Source organism: Micromonospora sp. DT201 (genome assembly GCF_049841575.1).
GTDB lineage: Bacteria > Actinomycetota > Actinomycetes > Mycobacteriales > Micromonosporaceae > Micromonospora.
In genome coordinates, this window is the sequence record NZ_JBNCKP010000004.1 from 126739 (window position 1) to 141396 (window position 14658).

A 14658-nucleotide genomic window follows, 5' to 3' on the forward strand; every position below is an offset into this window, starting at 1 on the left:
CCGGCGCGGTTCAGTGGTGGGGGTGGCCGCCGGCCCGGCTCCGAAACGTCCTCGACGCCGACGAGTGACGATGCGGAAACACGGGGTTGATGGGTCGAGACATTAAGGTGTTTCGATCGAGGTGTCCATGGCTTCGCGTCGATACATCAAAAGTTCCCGATGTCTCTGCGAAAGTTCGCGGTGGTACGCGGAGAATGCCGGGCGTGGGGGCGGCCTATCGCCGTCCGCGCCGGGCCGTACCACCGGCCCGGCTGCCGGGCTTGCGAGGGGCCGGGGTGGCGGCCTTGCGGGCCGGGACGCCGGTTTTACGTGCCGGGCCGGCGGGTCGGCGGGTCGGCGTGGAGGCCCCGCGCGCGGCGGGTCGGCGGCGGGCCGCCACCAGCACGATCGCGGTGACCACGACGACGATCAGGGCCGGCACCAGCCAAGCCGGGAACCCACCGTCCTGCTGCTTCTCCGTGGCGCCAGCCGGATCGCTCGCCGGAGCGCCGGTGGCGTCCGCCGGGCTGCCGGTGGCGCCGGGGTTCGCCGATGCCGTGCCCTCGACCATGGCGAGCAACGCCGGCTCCGGCCCGGCTGTGGGCGGCGACCAGCCGGCCGGCGCCGCGGTGCTCGGCCCCTGATAGTCGAAGGTGACGGCGCCCCGCACCGCCTCACCATCAGAGGCGACGGAAAGGTAGCTGGCGGTATAACGGCCCTTCGCCGGCCAGTGCGCGACGGTGACAATGGCCGGGAAACCGGTGTGGTAAAGCTTCGGCTCGAAGACGCCGTTGACCTTGAAATATTCCGTGACCGGCTTGTCCAGGCGCTTCGGTTCGCCGTGCGACCAGCCGCTGTCCACTCGCGACCCATTGGGCCCGGTGAGGGTGAAGTGGGCGTTGGAAGCCGGCTGCTCGGTGAAGTACAACCCCACCTGCGCCAGTGGCTCACGCACGACGGTGCCGGTCAGCGGCGTGGAGGTCGCCAACTGGCCGTGCGCCGACGCGGGGGCGGCGGGCAGCAGCAGTGTCACCACCACTGTCGCGGCCAACGCCGCCATGGCGCGGCTCAGGGTTTTACGCACAGTGGCGAGCCTCGATCGCATTCGTTCATCATGGTCATTTCCTCGTCGCCGAACAAGACGTAGAGTTCTCATCCCCGACGATCAACTCGACACCCGTCCCCCTCGCGTCGTTCGGAGTCCGCCCGTGTTCGTCCGTACCCGCACCTCCGCCGCCCTGGCCGCCAGTGTCCTCACCGCTCTGCTCGTCACGGGTTGCGGGCAGAGCGACGACCCGTCCGTGGCGACCCCCTCCACGTCGCCCACGTCCGCCGCCCCGCCGAGCGCCGTCACCACCGCGCCGACCCCGGCGGTGAGCCCCACACCAACCGCCAGCACGCCGGGCGTGGACCGCGAGATCACCGTGACGATCGCGAAGCGGCGGGTTACTCCGCCGACCGGCCGGATCACCGTGGACAAGGGCGAGCTGGTCCGGATCACGGCCACCTCGGACGTAGCGGACGAGCTGCACGTGCACGGCTACGACCTAGGCGCTCGACTGCCGGCCGGCAAGCCCGGCTCGGTGGAGTTCCGGGCCGACCAGACCGGGCTGTTCGAGGTGGAGACACACGAGACCGGGCTGGTGTTGTTCCAGCTCGTCGTCCGCTGAGCGACATAACTGCCGCCCGAACGCTGCTGGCGCACGGCGTCGGCGGCCGCCAGGACCTGCCGATCACACTGCCGCAGCTCGTCGTCGCCGCCGCACTCACCCTCGTCGTCACGTTTCTGGCGCTGGGTCTGCTCTGGCGTGAGCCCCGACTCGACCGGGACGCGACGGGTGGCCGCCCGGTGCCGCAATGGCTGGCCCGGCTCGTCGACGCACCCCCGTTCCGGTGGGCGCTGCGCGGGCTCGGCCTCCTCGCCGCCGCCTGGTTCTGCCTGGGCCTGCTGGGCGGGCCGGACACCGCGGACAACCCGACGGCCGGTGCGCTCTACGTGCTGCTCTGGGTCGGGCTGGCACCGCTGTCGCTGCTGCTCGGCCCGATCTGGCGGGCGGTCAACCCGCTGCGTACGGTGCACCTGCTCGTGGTGCTGGCAGCGCGGCGCGACCCGAACCGTGGAGTCCGGGAGCTACCGGCCGGCGTGGGGATGTGGCCGGCCGCCGCCACGCTGTTCGGGTTCGTCTGGCTGGAACTTGTCGCACCCGAACGGGCCACCCTGCCGGTCATCACCGTCTGGCTCGCCGCGTACGCGGTGATCATGCTGGTCGGGGCGGCGTTGTTCGGTGCCGGCTGGTTCGACCGGGCCGACCCGTTCGAGGTGTACAGCGCCCTGATCGGTCAGCTCGCCCCGCTCGGCCGGGCCACGGACGGCGTGCTGGTGTGGCGCAACCCGCTCGACGGGATCGCCGGGCTGCGGCCCCGCCCCGGGCTGGTCGCCGTGGTGATCGTTCTGCTCGGCTCGACCATGTACGACAGCCTGTCGAACGCGCCGGGCTGGCTGCGCTTCAGCCAGGAGAACGGCCTGCACCCGGCGGTCACCGGCAGCGCCGGACTGGTCCTGGTCATCGCCGCCGTCGCGGTGGCGTACCTGCTCGCCACGGCAGCCGCGGCCCGCATCGGCCGTGCCGACCGGGCCGACGCCCGAGCGGTGCCGGGCGAGATCGCCCACTCGATCGTGCCGATCGCGGTGGGCTACGTGGTGGCGCACTACTACTCGCTGTTGATCCTGGAAGGTCAGCGCACCGTCGCGCTGCTCTCCGACCCCCTGGGCACCGGCGCCAACTGGCTCGGCACCGCCGACTGGGAGCCGTACACCGGACCGGTCACGCCCTCCGGGGTGGCCACCCTCCAGATCACCGTCATCGTCCTCGGGCACCTGCTCGGCACACTGCTCGCCCACGACCGCGCCCTGTACCTGTTCCCCCGGGCGCGGGCGGTGGCCGGTCAACTTCCGCTGCTGGCGCTGATGGTCGCGTACACCGTCGCCGGTCTGCTGCTGCTCTACGCGGGGTAGTCCCGCCCGGCTCCGATCCGTGCGTCAAGATGGCTCGTGGACTCCGATCTTCAGCGTTACCTCGACGACCTGGTCACCGCCGCCCGGGACGTCCTCGGGGCCGACCTCGTCGGCGCGTACGCGGCCGGCTCGGTGGGGCTCGGCGCGTACCAGGCCGGCCGTAGCGACGTGGACGTCGCGCTGGTCAGTGCCGGGCCACTCGCCGACGCCGCCAAGCGGGCGTTGGTGGCGCGGCTACGACACGAGGCGTTGCCCTGCCCGGCGCGCGGCTTGGAGCTGGTCGTATACCAGCGTGGGGTGGCCGCCTCCGGAACCCCGGAGCCCGGCTTCGAGGTCGAGCTGAACACCGGGTCCCGAATGCCGTTCCGGTGCACCCTCGATCCCGCCGACCGGCCGGCCGCCGACGGCCGCTTCTGGTACGGGCTGGATCGCAGCATCCTGCACCAGAGTGGCCTGTCGCTACTCGGCCCGCCAGCGGGGGAGACCTTCGCCGACCTCGCCCCGGCGGACCTGCGTCGCCTGCTCACCGAGGCGCTGTCCTGGTGGCTGGCCCTGCCAACACCGCCGGCCGACCAGCCCGCACCCGGCACGGAGGACGCGGTGCTCGGTGCCTGCCGATCGCTGGTGCGGCACCGCGACGGCGTCTGGCTGGCCAAGGTCGCGGCCGGTCAGCGGCTGATCGACGCCGGCGATCCGGCCGAGGTGATCCGTCGAGCGGTCGCCGCGCGGCACGGTGGACCGCCGCCCACCGGAGCCGAGGCCCGCGCCTTCCAGCAACGGGTACGCGACGAGATCGCCGCGTAGGCAGCCGACCGCCCCTATTTTGACCGCTCGGTCTAGATAAGAGTAGGGTCCCTGATGTGGCGAGGACCAAGGAATTCGACCCGGATGTCGTGTTGCAGCGGGCGCTGGAGTTGTTCTGGGAGTGCGGCTACGAGGCGACGTCGATGGCGGATCTGGTCGAGCACCTGGGGATCGCCAAGGCCAGCATCTACGCGACCTTCGGCAGCAAGGGCGAGTTGTACGCCAAGGCGTTGCGGCGCTATCTGGACCTGACCGATCCGAAGATCATGACGGAATTGTCGCAGCCAGGGCCGGTGTTGCCGGCCGTTCGGGCGCTGGTCGAGCGGTATGTGGCCGAGGAGGCCGATGACGACCGGCAGTGGGGCTGCATGGTCGTCAACAGCGCGGTCGAACTCGCCGCCCGTGAGGAGCGGGTGGCCCGGCTGGTGGAGGCGAGCTGGGCGCATCTGGAGATCGCACTGACCTCGGCGTTGCTGCGAGCCAGAGCGCAGGGCGAGTTGCCACCGGATGCCGATCCTCGGGCGCTGGCACGGTTCCTGCTGGTCTTCTTCCAGGGGGTGCGGGTGCTCGGGCGGGCGCCCGATCCGAGCGCGCGGTTGCGTGACGCGGCCCGGGTAGCCCTGTCGATGCTCGGCTGAATCGGCTGTCCCTCGCCGCCCCGCCCGGTTTGGACGGGGCGCATTTTCGGGGCATATTCAAGACCAACCGTTCTAGAATTGCGGAGACGATCATGTCTGCGGTACCCGCCAACGCCGTGCCCGCAGCGCTGGTCCGACGCGCTGGGTCGGCGTTCGCAGCGCTGGCGGCGGTGCAGGTGGCGTTGATCGCGTCAATCACGATGCTGACGGTGGCATTGCCGCAGCTGCAGCGGCAATGGGCGTTGAGTTCTCCTGCCCTGGTGGTGGTATCGACCTCGTACAGCGTCGCCTTCGGGGCGCTGCTGCTGGTGGCCGGGAACGTCGCCGACCGGTTCGGGCACCGCCGTACGCTGTTGGGCGCGCTGGCGGTGTTCGCGGTGGCCTCGGTGGCGGCGGCGGGTGCGAACGGCGTGACGATGCTTGTTGCGGCGCGGTTCGCACAGGGCGTGGGGGCAGCGTTCGCGGTTCCGGCGGCGATGGCGTTGATCCCGATCGTGTTCGCTGGCGAGCGGCAGCGGGCTCGGGCGACCGCGCTGTGGGGCGGGCTGGCAGCGACCGGGGCGAGCGTGGGAATGGTCCTGTCCGGGCCAGTGGTCGAGGTGTCGTGGCGTTGGCTGTTCGCACCGCCGGGGCTGATCGCGGTCGTCGCGGCCGTCATGGTGGGCCGACTGGTGCCAGGCGGGCTCGCGCGACGGCCGGCGAGGATCGATCCGCTGTGTACCGTGCTGGTCGTCGCCGGACTGACCGCGCTGATCTATGGGCTCGGTGCCGAATCAGTGCTCCTGGCCGCCACGGGGTGCGGCGTTGTTGATCGGCTTCGCTGTCACACAGCGTCGCTCAACCGCACCGTTGCTCCCAAAGGTCACCCTGCAGACGGCGTCGGGGCTGGTAGCGATCCTGGTCGCTGGCGGCGCGTTGGCCTCGCTGTACTACCTGTTGACCCTGCAACTGGCCGATACCGGCCACACTCCGGCGGCGATCTCGGCGGCGTTCATTCCGCCCGCGCTGGCGGCCCTGACCGCTGGGCCGGCCGCCGCGCAGCTGCTCCACCGTTTGCCGGCCCGCACGGTGCTGGCTCTCGGACTTGTCGTCGCCGTAGTCGGAACGCTGCTGCTCAGTCGCGCCGGTCCCCACTCCGGGATCCAACTGCCGGGGCTGCTGACGGCACCCCTCGGCACCGGGATCGTACTGTCGGCGGCAACGGTGGCCGGGATGGCTGGTGCTGACGACACTCAGCGCGGACCGGCCGGGGGCCTGACCAACACCGCCATGGAGATAAGGTCCACCGCTGGTCCTGGCCCTCGTCGCGCCTGTGGCGCACACCCACGGCCACACCCCAGCCCTCCTCACCGTAACCGCGGTTCTCACCGCGGCTGTTCCGGCGAGTCTGGTCGCGACCCATCGCAATCACTGACCCGACCGCCGTCAGCGGTGTCCCACGAAATCCAATTAGTTAGTGAAGGGAACCCCATCATGAGCGCGCGCTTCGACGGCAAGGTTGTGCTGATCACCGGCGGAGCCGGAGTCATCGCCGGCGCCACCGCGCAGGCGTTCGTCGACCTCGGCGCCACCGTGGTACTCGTCGGCCGCGACCCGGAGAAGCTGGCCGAAGCCGCGACCCGGATCCACGCTCACGACGGCACGGTCGACTGGGTCACCGCCGACGTCACGGACAGCGACCAGGTCGCGGCGATGATCACCGAGATCGTGCGCCGCCACGGCGGGCTCCACATCGCGTTCAACAGCGCCGGCATCTTCGGCGGCAGCGCCCCGGTCGCCGATCTCGACGAGGACACCTGGCGGGCAGTGCTGGACACCAACCTGACCGGGGTCTTCCTGACGATGAAACACGAGATCGCCCACATGCGCGGCAACGGCGGCGGAGTCATCGTCAACATGTCCTCCAACATCGGCGCTCACGGCCGCCGCCCCGGCCTGGCTGCGTACGCCGCTTCCAAGGCCGCAGTCAGCGTGCTGACCCAGACGGCAGCACGCGATCACATCGCCGACGGCATCCGCATCAACGCCATCAGCCCCGGTGCCAGCGACACCCCGATGTCCTACCGGCCGGGCGAGAGCCAGAGCGACCGCGACGCCCGCATCAAGAACGCCGTCCCCGCCAGACGCGTCAGCGACCCGGCCGAGGTGGCCGCCGCTGTGGTCTGGCTCGCATCAGGCGACTCCAGCTTCGTCGTCGGCCACGACCTCGTCGTCGATGGTGGCGCTACCGCCTGAGAGCGCCGACGGTCGTTCCGTCGAGGCCCTGTGGCGCGACGCAGGGTCAGACCGCGGCGCTCCCCAGCAGCGGGAGGGTGCGGCGGGCGGTGCCGAGTGCGGTTGCCGGGCCGTGGCCGGGGAGCAGCATCGTGTTGTCGTCCAGTGGGCCGCAGACGCGGCGTAGTGAGGATTCCAACCGGGCCTGGCTGCCGCCGGGAAGGCCGGTGTCACCGAGGCGGTCGGCCAGCAGGGTGTCGCCGGTGAAGAGGAGGGACGGATCACCGTCCCGGACCGGATCGACGCGGAACATCGTCGAGCCGGCGGTGTGCCCCGGGCTGTGGTGGGCCCGGACGCGCAGTCCAGCCTGCTCCAGGTCGGCGGAGCCCTCCAGGAGGGTCAGCCGCTCCGGCTCGGTCTCCGGGTAGCCCGCGAGGAGGTGGCCGGGGAAGGAGGCGGGCAGGGGGGCGGCCGGGTCGGCGAGCATGAAGCGGTCGGCGGCGTGCACCAGGACCGGCGCGCCGGTGTCCGCGCACAGTTCGCGGGCGCACCAGCTGTGGTCCATGTGGCCGTGGGTGAGCAGCACCACCGCCGGGTCGAGCCGGTGCTCGGCGAGCAGCCGCAGCAGCGGGGCGGTGGCGGCCTGTCCAGGGTCGACGATCAGGCAGGGCCCGCCCGGCTCGGCGGCCAGCACATAGCAGTTGGTGCCGAAGCCGCCGGCCGGGAAGGAGAGCAGCAGCATCCCGGTCAGCCGTTCACCCGCAGCACCAGCTTGCCGGTGGAGGACCGGTCGGCGAGCGTGCGGTGCGCCTCGGCGGCGTCAGCGAGATCGAATTCGGTGACCTCCACGCGGACGTCTCCGGCGGCGACGAGCTCCGCGGCCCGCTCAAGGTGCCGCTGGACGAGCTTCGGGGCGCGGTGCGCGAGGTCACCGATGTTGTAGCCGACCATCGCCCGGGAGCCGAACCAGAAGTGGTTGGGCTGGACCGGCTCGTCCTGCTGCGCGGCGTCACCGAAGATCAGCTGGCGGCCCAGCGGGGCGAGCATCCCGGCCGCCTTCGTGCGCTGTTCGCCGCCGACCGAGTCGAGGATCACGTCGACGCCGCGACCGTCGGTGCGTTCCGCGACGAGATCGGCCAGCGCCTCGTAGGGAACGACCTCGTCGTAGCCGAAGGCAACGGCGTACTTGGCCTTGGTCGCGGTGCCGGTGGCGCCGAGCACCAGGGCGGCGCCGGCGAGGCGGGCGATCTGCGCGGCGGCCGTGCCGACTCCACCGGCCGCGGCCAGCACCAGGACGCTCTCGCCGGGGAGCAGGCGGGTGGCGGATTCCAGCAGGCCCTGGGCGACGGGGACGTTGCAGGGGAAGGCGGCGGCGAGGGCCGGGTCAGCCACCGCGCGCGAGCCCTCCAGGGCGACCGTCAGATCCGCGCGGGCCAGTGCGACCTCGGCATAGCCGCCGCCGTCCAGGGTGAGGGCGCTGATCGGCTGCCCGGGGCGCAGTCCAGTGACGCCTTCACCGACGGCGCGCACCGTGCCCGTCGCCTCCAGGCCGGGGACGTGCGGCAGGCCGACCTGAATCTGGCCGCGGCGGAACATCACCTCGGCGAAGTTCACCCCGGCATAGGTGACATCGAGGGAGATCTGGCCGGGGCCCGGCTCGGGCACGGGCAGTTCGGTCTCGGTGAGGACGTCGGGGTCGCCGTAGCGGTCGAAGAGGATGGCGCGCATGGGGTCTGCTCCTTGCCAAGGGCGGGACGGGGGAAACGGGAGAGCCGCCCGGCGGTGGCAGGGGGCCACCGCCGGGGAAGGGGTCAGTAGCGGGGCGCGGACGGGGCGGGAAGGGTGTCCAGCTCGGCCAGCGTGGCGGCGTCCAGGGTCAGTTCGGCCGAGGCGGCGTTCTGCTCCAGGTAGCGCGCGGTCTTGGTGCCGGGGATGGGCACGACGTGCTCGCCCTGGGCGAGCAGCCAGGCCAGCGCCACCTGGGCCGGGCGGGTCTCCAGCCGGGCGGCAACGGCCTCGATGCGCTCCACCAGCGCCTGATTGGCGTCGATCTCGGTCGGCTGGAAGCGCGGGCTTCCGTGCCGCCAGTCGCCGCGGGGGAGGTCGGCGGAGCTGCGGATGGCGCCGGTCAGGAAGCCGCGGCCGAGCGGGGAGAAGGGCAGCAGGGTGATGCCGTGCGCGGCGGTGTGGGCCAGCACCCCGTTTTCCAGGACATCGCGGGACCAGAGCGAGAACTCGGACTGTACGGAGGCCACCGGATGGATGGCGGCGGCCAGTTCGATCTCCTCGACACCCACCTCGGAGAGGCCGATGGCGCGGGCCTTGCCGGCCTTGACGACCTCGGCCATCGCTCCCCAGGATTCCTCCAGCCCGACGGCGGGGTCGACCCGGTGCAGCTGGTAGAGGTCGACGTGGTCGGTGCCCAGGCGGAGCAGCGAGGCGTCGATGGAGGCCCGGATGTGCTCGGGGCGGCCGTTGCGGTGCATGGTGCGGCTGCCGTCGACGACCAGGCCGACCTTGGTGGCGAGCACGGCGTCCGCGCGCCGGTCGGCCAGGGCGCGGCCGACCAGGTACTCATTGGTGAAAGGGCCGTAGGCGTCGGCGGTGTCGATGAGGTTGACGCCGAGGTCCAGGGCGCGGTGGATGACGGCGATCGAAGCGGCGTCGTCCCGGCCGGGCTCGTCGTAGGCCCAGGACATGCCCATGCAGCCGAGGCCGATCCGGCCGATGGCGGGTCCTGAGGCACCGAGGGGGGTGGTGTGCATCGTGGTTCGTCTCCCTGGACGTCGTGCGGTGGTGCGCCGCGGCTCGCGGGCTGTCGGGGTGGTCCTCATTGGTCTCAGGCACTTCACACGATCGCGGACCGTGCAACCGTATCTGGACCCGAATTCGTATCAAGACCATGATACATGGGTCGCCGGAGGTCACCCGTGCGGGCGCCAGCGCATCCGGACGGTAACCTGGCACGACCGCTGGATCGGCGCCGGCCGACCGCGCCTACCAGGGCTTACGAAGGAGGAGAGTTGCCGACGACGGGGTCGGAGTTGCCGTCTGAACAGCGGCTGGGCGGTCTCATCAAACAGGCCGAACAGGCACTGATCACCGAGAAGAACCGGGTGCTGCGCCCCTTCGGGCTGACGGTCCCCCAGTACTCGGCGCTGCTGATGCTCGCAGAGAACCCGAACATCTCCGGCGCCCGGCTGGCCCGCCTCGGCGGCGTGACGGCGCAGGCCATGAACGGGGTCGTCGCCCTGCTCGATCAGCGCGGCCTGATCAGCCGGACAACCTCGCCCGACCACGCCAAGGTCCTCCTCCTGCGCCTCACCCGGGCCGGCGTGGCCCTCCTCCGCAAGGCGGACCGCGAGGCGGTGGCCGTGGAACGCCGCCTGATGGGCTCCTTCAGCGACCAGGACCTGGCCACCTTCCGCACGCAACTCGCGACTGCCATCGAGGTCCTGACCGAACACGCCAACGACTGACGCGCAGGCGCGCCGTGTGCCACCGCGAGGTGCGACGCGACCGCAACGGCCCCGCCGCGCGGCGCTCAGCGGACCGGGCGGGACCGCAGCGAGGCGAAGAGCAGGTTGAGCCCCTCGGCCATGGTCGGGTGGGTGATGACCGCGTCGCGCAGGGCGGTCCACGGCATTCCGGCGAGCATGGCCAACTGCACCGAGGTGATCACCTCACCGGCTTCGGCGCCGAGCAACGCGGCGCCGAGGATCCGGTCGGTGCCGGTGTCGACGACCGCCTTCCACCTGCCCTCGGTCTGGCGCAGGGTGCGCGCCCGGGGAATCGCGGCGACCGGCAGGTGGGCCACCTGGATGTCGTGCCCGGCGCGACGCGCCTCGGTCTCGGTGAGCCCGACCCGGGCCAGCTCCGGGGTGGTGAAGACGGTGTACGGGATCAGCCGGTCGGCGGTGCTGCGCTGTCCTCCCGCGAGGTTCGCCCGGATGATCCGGTAGTCGTCCAGCGCGACGTGGGTGAACTGGGGGCTGCCGGCGACGTCCCCGGCCGCCCAGGTGCGCTCGGCGCTGGTGCGCAGATGCTCGTCGACCACCACGAAGCCACGCTCGCTGACCCGTACGCCGGCCGCGTCCAGGCCGAGCCCGTCGGTCACCGGTTCCCGACCGACCGCTACCAGCACGTCATCTCCGGTCACCAGGCTGCCGTCGTCCAGCGTCACCCGGACCGTGCCGGCGACGTCACGGTCGATGCGGGCGACCGCGATGCCGACGCGTACGTCGATGCCGTCGTCGAGGAAGACGCGCATCACCGCGTCGCTCACGTCGGGATCCTCGCGGGTGAGTAGCCGTGGGCCGCCCTCGATCAGCGTCACCGTGCTGCCGAACGACGCGAACATCTGCGCGAACTCGACCCCGACGGTGCCACCGCCGAGCACCACCAGTCGGGCCGGCAGCCGGTCCAGGCGCAGCAGCGTGTCGCTGGTCAGCACACCGGCCTCGACCAACCCGGGCACTGCCGGCAGATGCGGGCGGGTACCCGTGTTGATGACCACGTCGGCGCCGCGTAGCAACCGCTCGGCGCCGTCGGCGAGGGACACCCGTACGGTCCGCGGGCCGACGAACCGGGCCTGGCCGATCACCAGGTGCAGGCCGGAGTCGAGGAACTGTTGCCGGTTGGCGGCCACCATCCCCTCGACGACGTCCTGCTTGTGCGCGCGCAACAGGTCCACGTCGACCCCGCCACCCTCGACCACCAGGCCGAGCGCCGACGCGCCACGCAGGTGACGTGCCGCCCGCGCGCTGGTCACCAGTGCCTTCGTCGGGATGCACGCGACGTTGATGCAGCTGCCACCGATCATGCCGCGTTCGACCATCGCGACCCGCTGCCCGGACCGGGCGACGTCCATGCTCAACGTCTTTCCAGCCTTGCCGCCGCCCACGACGAGCAGGTCGAACTCCTCCGGTTGGTCGGTCACCGGGCGCTCCTCTCGGTCGCCGGGCAACCGCCGGCGGCCGCCGCTTGCGCGGCGGCCAACCCAGCCTGCCAGCTCCGACGGGACCCTCGACCCGGTTCCGCGCAGAATCGCCCGGGTCTGGCGCCGTAGCGCCGAGGTGGGGGTATCCATGCGCGGGGATGCCGCACCATCGGCGAGATGGAGTTGATCACGCGGTGAGGTCGTCCCGCGTCGGGCTTGGGCGGTGACCAGATAGAACGTGAAGCCCGCCAGCAGGGGACCGTCCGCCAGACGCTGAAGCCACGGCTGAACCGCCGCCTCGGTCAACTCTCCGGCCACCACCGCGCGAGCGGAGTTGCGCCGCAACCCCAGAATCCGGTCCGCCGTGTCGAAGTCCCGGAATATCACGGCGACTGCCTCGACGGATCTCACCTGCAAGCCGGCCTGCACCGACAACCGGACAAGCTCGCGACCAATCGTGGGATTCCGCACTCGTCCCGCGACGAACCGGGCGAAGCGGCGACTCGTCCGCACGTCCTCATCCGCGACAGCCAGGGTGTCCCAGTCCGGCTCTGCCATCCCGAACACGCCGCCCGGACGCAGCACCCGACGGACCTCTGCCAGCACGTTCGCGGGATTCGCGACGTGCATCAGGACCCGATCCATCCTGGCCCGATCCATGCTCGCGTCAGCGAGGGGCAGGTGGTGGGCGTCGCCCGCGCGTAGCTCGATGGTCGGCCTGTCGGCCAACCGCCGACCGGCCTCGGCCAACATCTGCGCGTCGCGGTCGACTCCGACAACCAGGCCACCGGCCTGGACCGCGTCGGCGAGCCGTCCCAGGTCGGTCCCCGGGCCGCAGCCGATGTCCACCACGGCATGCCCAGGTTCTATGCCGAGAGCGTCGACGAAGCGCTGCTTGTACTCGAGACCCACTGCGGTAGCAGCGGCTGCATCCAGGTACGCGATCTGATCCGATGCGGTGGTCGCCGTCGCGGGTTGGCTCATCCGCCTACCCAAACACAGAGTCGCGTACGTCAGGTGCAGCGGTTGTGCGGATCTGGTGGAGATCGATCCCGTTCGGGCCTGGCAAGGCGGCCAGCCCAGCCCGGACCTTTCGACCGGACCGTCTTCCCGGGCCCGTGCGGATTCGCTCCGGGCCCGGAAAGACCACTGCCGAGGTCAGTGCCGGGCAGCGCCGTTCTCACTGACCGGCTGCCCGAAGGCCAGGAACGGCACGGGCGTCGGGGCGTCAGGTTGAGTGAAGATCCGCTCAGCGTCGGCGGCGGGCCCGTGCGGGACGGCCACCCGGTCGGCGGACGCGGCCACCGGCTCGTCCACGACGGTCGGCCCGTCAGAGTGCTCGACGCTGGGCTGGTCGGCACCGGACTGGTCGGCCCGCGGCTGATCAGCAACGGACTGGTCGTCGCTTGACCGGTCGCCCTCGGCCCGCACACCACCGGCCCGGTCCACGGGGGACCGGTCGGCGCTGGGCCGGGCACCCACCATCGGGTACTCGGCCGTCTCCGTACCGCCGGCTGCCGCGGCCATGACCGCGGCGGCGGCGAGGTCCGCCACCCGCTTCGCCTCCCGCTGCACCCGGGCGCGTACGTCCTTGGCGTGCCGCTCGGCGGCGTCCCCGGCCCGGCGGGCCTCGTCCAGCCGGGTGCTCTCGGCGGTGAGGTCCCGACGGACCTCGCTGAGTCGCTGCTGCATCTGCGACAGCTCGTTCTCCAGCGTCTCGCCCTCTTGGCGGATCTCGGCCAGCTGCTGACCGGCGGTGTCCAGCTCGGCGCGCAGCTGGGTGGCTTCCTGCTGGCGCTCCTCGATCTCCTGCTGCAGGGCGGTGAGCTGCTCCTGGTGGCTGGCAGCCTGCTCCTCGGCCCGGTTGCGCAGCTCGGTCACGTGCTGCTGTGCCTCGGCCAACAGCGCGGCGATCTGCTGCTCGGTCGCGCTGCTCTGCTCGGCGAGCTCCTGCTCAGCGGCGGCCTGCTGCTCGGCGATGTCCTGCTCGGCGGCGGTGCGCCGCTCGTTGACCTCCCGCTCCACGTTGGCCTGCCACTGGGCCATCTCCTGCTGGTTCTTGGAGCGGGCCGACTGGAGTTCCTGCTGGATCTGGGTACGGGCCGACTTCATCAGCGCGTCGGCGGCGACCCGGGTCTGGTTGAGTTGCTGCGCGCTCTGCTCGGTGATCCGTTTCGCTTCGTGCTGGGCGCGCTCGTGCGCGGCTTCACCGTCGGCGCGCAACTGCTCCGCGTGCTCGCGGATCGCGGTCAACTCGGCCTCGGCCAGCGTGCGCCGCTCCTCGTACGCCTGTTCCTGCTCGGAACGCCGGGTCGCCAACTCCTCGGCCAGGTCCTGCCGTGCCTGTGCGGCCCGCTCACGGGTGTCGAGCAGAATCCGCTCCGACTCGCTGCGCAGCTCGTTCGCCCGGTCGTTGGCCGACTCGATGATCATGGCGGCCTGCTTGTCGGCGAGCGTCATGATCTCGGCGACCATCGGGCCCAGATCGTGGATCGACGCGCGGTCCACCTGCACCGGTTGCTCCCGTAGTTCGGCCAGTTCGGTACGCAGTCGCTGCACCTCGGCAGTCAGCTCACGCACCCGGACAGCGGAGCGCCCGTGCTCCCCGCTCAGCATCGTGATCTGACCGTCAAGCTGCTCCAGGTGCCGGTCCACCTGGCGTTTGTCATAGCCGCGCAGGGCGAGCTCGAAGCTCGGCCGCGAGGCCGCATCGTCGCGTACTGCGTGCGGCTCAGCGCCGATGGACATGCACCATCCTCCGTACGATCGGGGCGTCAGGGTCGGCGTTCGCCTGCCCCGCGGGCCGTCAGTGTGGCGCAACGCTACCGCCGAGCCCGCGCCGAGCGTAGGCCCCTCCCACCGCTGTTCACTCGGACACCCAGGCCTGGCGTAGATCATGGAGTCGTGGTGCCCGGGTGAGCCCGATCCGCGGCTCTTGTCCCCGGCACAACTGCGTGTTCGGCGACGAGGGGAGCGAGGGAGAGACCACGTCGGGCGGGGGGGGGGGGGGGCCCGCCCCCCGGGTTTTGGGTGTGCGAAGGGACCCAGCGAACGGCGGGGTGTTGGAC

13 protein-coding genes are annotated in these 14658 nt (G+C 71.6%); 7 read left to right on the forward strand and 6 right to left on the reverse strand.

From position 1 onward, the window contains the following. Nucleotides 1-214: 214 nt before the first annotated feature. Nucleotides 215-1063, reverse strand: a complete 849-nt coding sequence (locus tag ACLQ28_RS10040) for a copper resistance protein CopC (protein WP_425685947.1) — start codon at nucleotides 1061-1063, stop codon at nucleotides 215-217. Nucleotides 1064-1187: 124 nt separating this feature from the next. Between ACLQ28_RS10040 and ACLQ28_RS10045 the strand changes: the two genes are divergently transcribed. From ACLQ28_RS10045 to ACLQ28_RS10070, 6 genes are all read left to right on the forward strand, one after another. Then, nucleotides 1188-1649 carry a hypothetical protein gene (locus tag ACLQ28_RS10045; RefSeq protein WP_425685948.1) on the forward strand — a complete coding sequence of 154 codons (462 nt, stop codon included), beginning with the start codon at nucleotides 1188-1190 and terminating at the stop codon, nucleotides 1647-1649. Between the two features lie 179 nt (nucleotides 1650-1828). Beyond that, complete coding sequence (locus ACLQ28_RS10050; protein ID WP_425685949.1) at nucleotides 1829-2995, forward strand: hypothetical protein; 1167 nt, start codon at nucleotides 1829-1831, stop codon at nucleotides 2993-2995. 36 nt (nucleotides 2996-3031) lie between these two features. Next, complete coding sequence (locus ACLQ28_RS10055; RefSeq protein WP_425685950.1) at nucleotides 3032-3799, forward strand: nucleotidyltransferase domain-containing protein; 768 nt, start codon at nucleotides 3032-3034, stop codon at nucleotides 3797-3799. 56 nt (nucleotides 3800-3855) lie between these two features. After that, complete coding sequence (locus tag ACLQ28_RS10060; protein ID WP_363721033.1) at nucleotides 3856-4437, forward strand: TetR/AcrR family transcriptional regulator; 582 nt, start codon at nucleotides 3856-3858, stop codon at nucleotides 4435-4437. A gap of 92 nt (nucleotides 4438-4529) precedes the next feature. Next, the gene (locus tag ACLQ28_RS10065) at nucleotides 4530-5663 is read left to right on the forward strand and encodes an MFS transporter (RefSeq protein WP_425685951.1); all 1134 of its coding nucleotides are present in this window, start codon (nucleotides 4530-4532) and stop codon (nucleotides 5661-5663) included. Between the two features lie 205 nt (nucleotides 5664-5868). Continuing rightward, on the forward strand, nucleotides 5869-6672 hold the full coding sequence (locus tag ACLQ28_RS10070) for an SDR family NAD(P)-dependent oxidoreductase (protein WP_208641475.1): 804 nt from the start codon (nucleotides 5869-5871) through the stop codon (nucleotides 6670-6672). Between the two features lie 46 nt (nucleotides 6673-6718). On the opposite strand, the gene ACLQ28_RS10075 is transcribed toward ACLQ28_RS10070, so the two are convergent. The 3 genes from ACLQ28_RS10075 to ACLQ28_RS10085 all read right to left on the reverse strand — a co-directional run bounded on the left by ACLQ28_RS10075 (nucleotide 6719) and on the right by ACLQ28_RS10085 (nucleotide 9416). Beyond that, nucleotides 6719-7393: an MBL fold metallo-hydrolase gene (locus ACLQ28_RS10075; RefSeq protein ID WP_110568192.1), complete on the reverse strand. Its 675-nt coding sequence runs from the start codon at nucleotides 7391-7393 to the stop codon at nucleotides 6719-6721. A 5-nt stretch (nucleotides 7394-7398) separates the two neighbouring features. Then, nucleotides 7399-8379, reverse strand: a complete 981-nt coding sequence (locus ACLQ28_RS10080) for a quinone oxidoreductase family protein (RefSeq protein ID WP_425685952.1) — start codon at nucleotides 8377-8379, stop codon at nucleotides 7399-7401. A gap of 83 nt (nucleotides 8380-8462) precedes the next feature. Then, nucleotides 8463-9416, reverse strand: a complete 954-nt coding sequence (locus ACLQ28_RS10085) for an aldo/keto reductase (protein ID WP_425685953.1) — start codon at nucleotides 9414-9416, stop codon at nucleotides 8463-8465. 258 nt (nucleotides 9417-9674) lie between these two features. On the opposite strand from ACLQ28_RS10085, the gene ACLQ28_RS10090 reads away from it, so the two are divergent. Beyond that, the gene (locus tag ACLQ28_RS10090) at nucleotides 9675-10130 is read left to right on the forward strand and encodes a MarR family winged helix-turn-helix transcriptional regulator (RefSeq protein WP_425685954.1); all 456 of its coding nucleotides are present in this window, start codon (nucleotides 9675-9677) and stop codon (nucleotides 10128-10130) included. Between the two features lie 65 nt (nucleotides 10131-10195). Here the strand turns inward: ACLQ28_RS10090 and ACLQ28_RS10095 are convergent, their stop codons facing one another. Together ACLQ28_RS10095 and ACLQ28_RS10100 are read right to left on the reverse strand one after the other, a co-directional pair. After that, nucleotides 10196-12574, reverse strand: a complete 2379-nt coding sequence (locus ACLQ28_RS10095; RefSeq protein WP_425685955.1) for an FAD-dependent oxidoreductase — start codon at nucleotides 12572-12574, stop codon at nucleotides 10196-10198. Nucleotides 12575-12748: 174 nt separating this feature from the next. Then, the gene (locus tag ACLQ28_RS10100) at nucleotides 12749-14338 is read right to left on the reverse strand and encodes a DivIVA domain-containing protein (protein ID WP_425685956.1); all 1590 of its coding nucleotides are present in this window, start codon (nucleotides 14336-14338) and stop codon (nucleotides 12749-12751) included. Nucleotides 14339-14658: the final 320 nt, after the last annotated feature.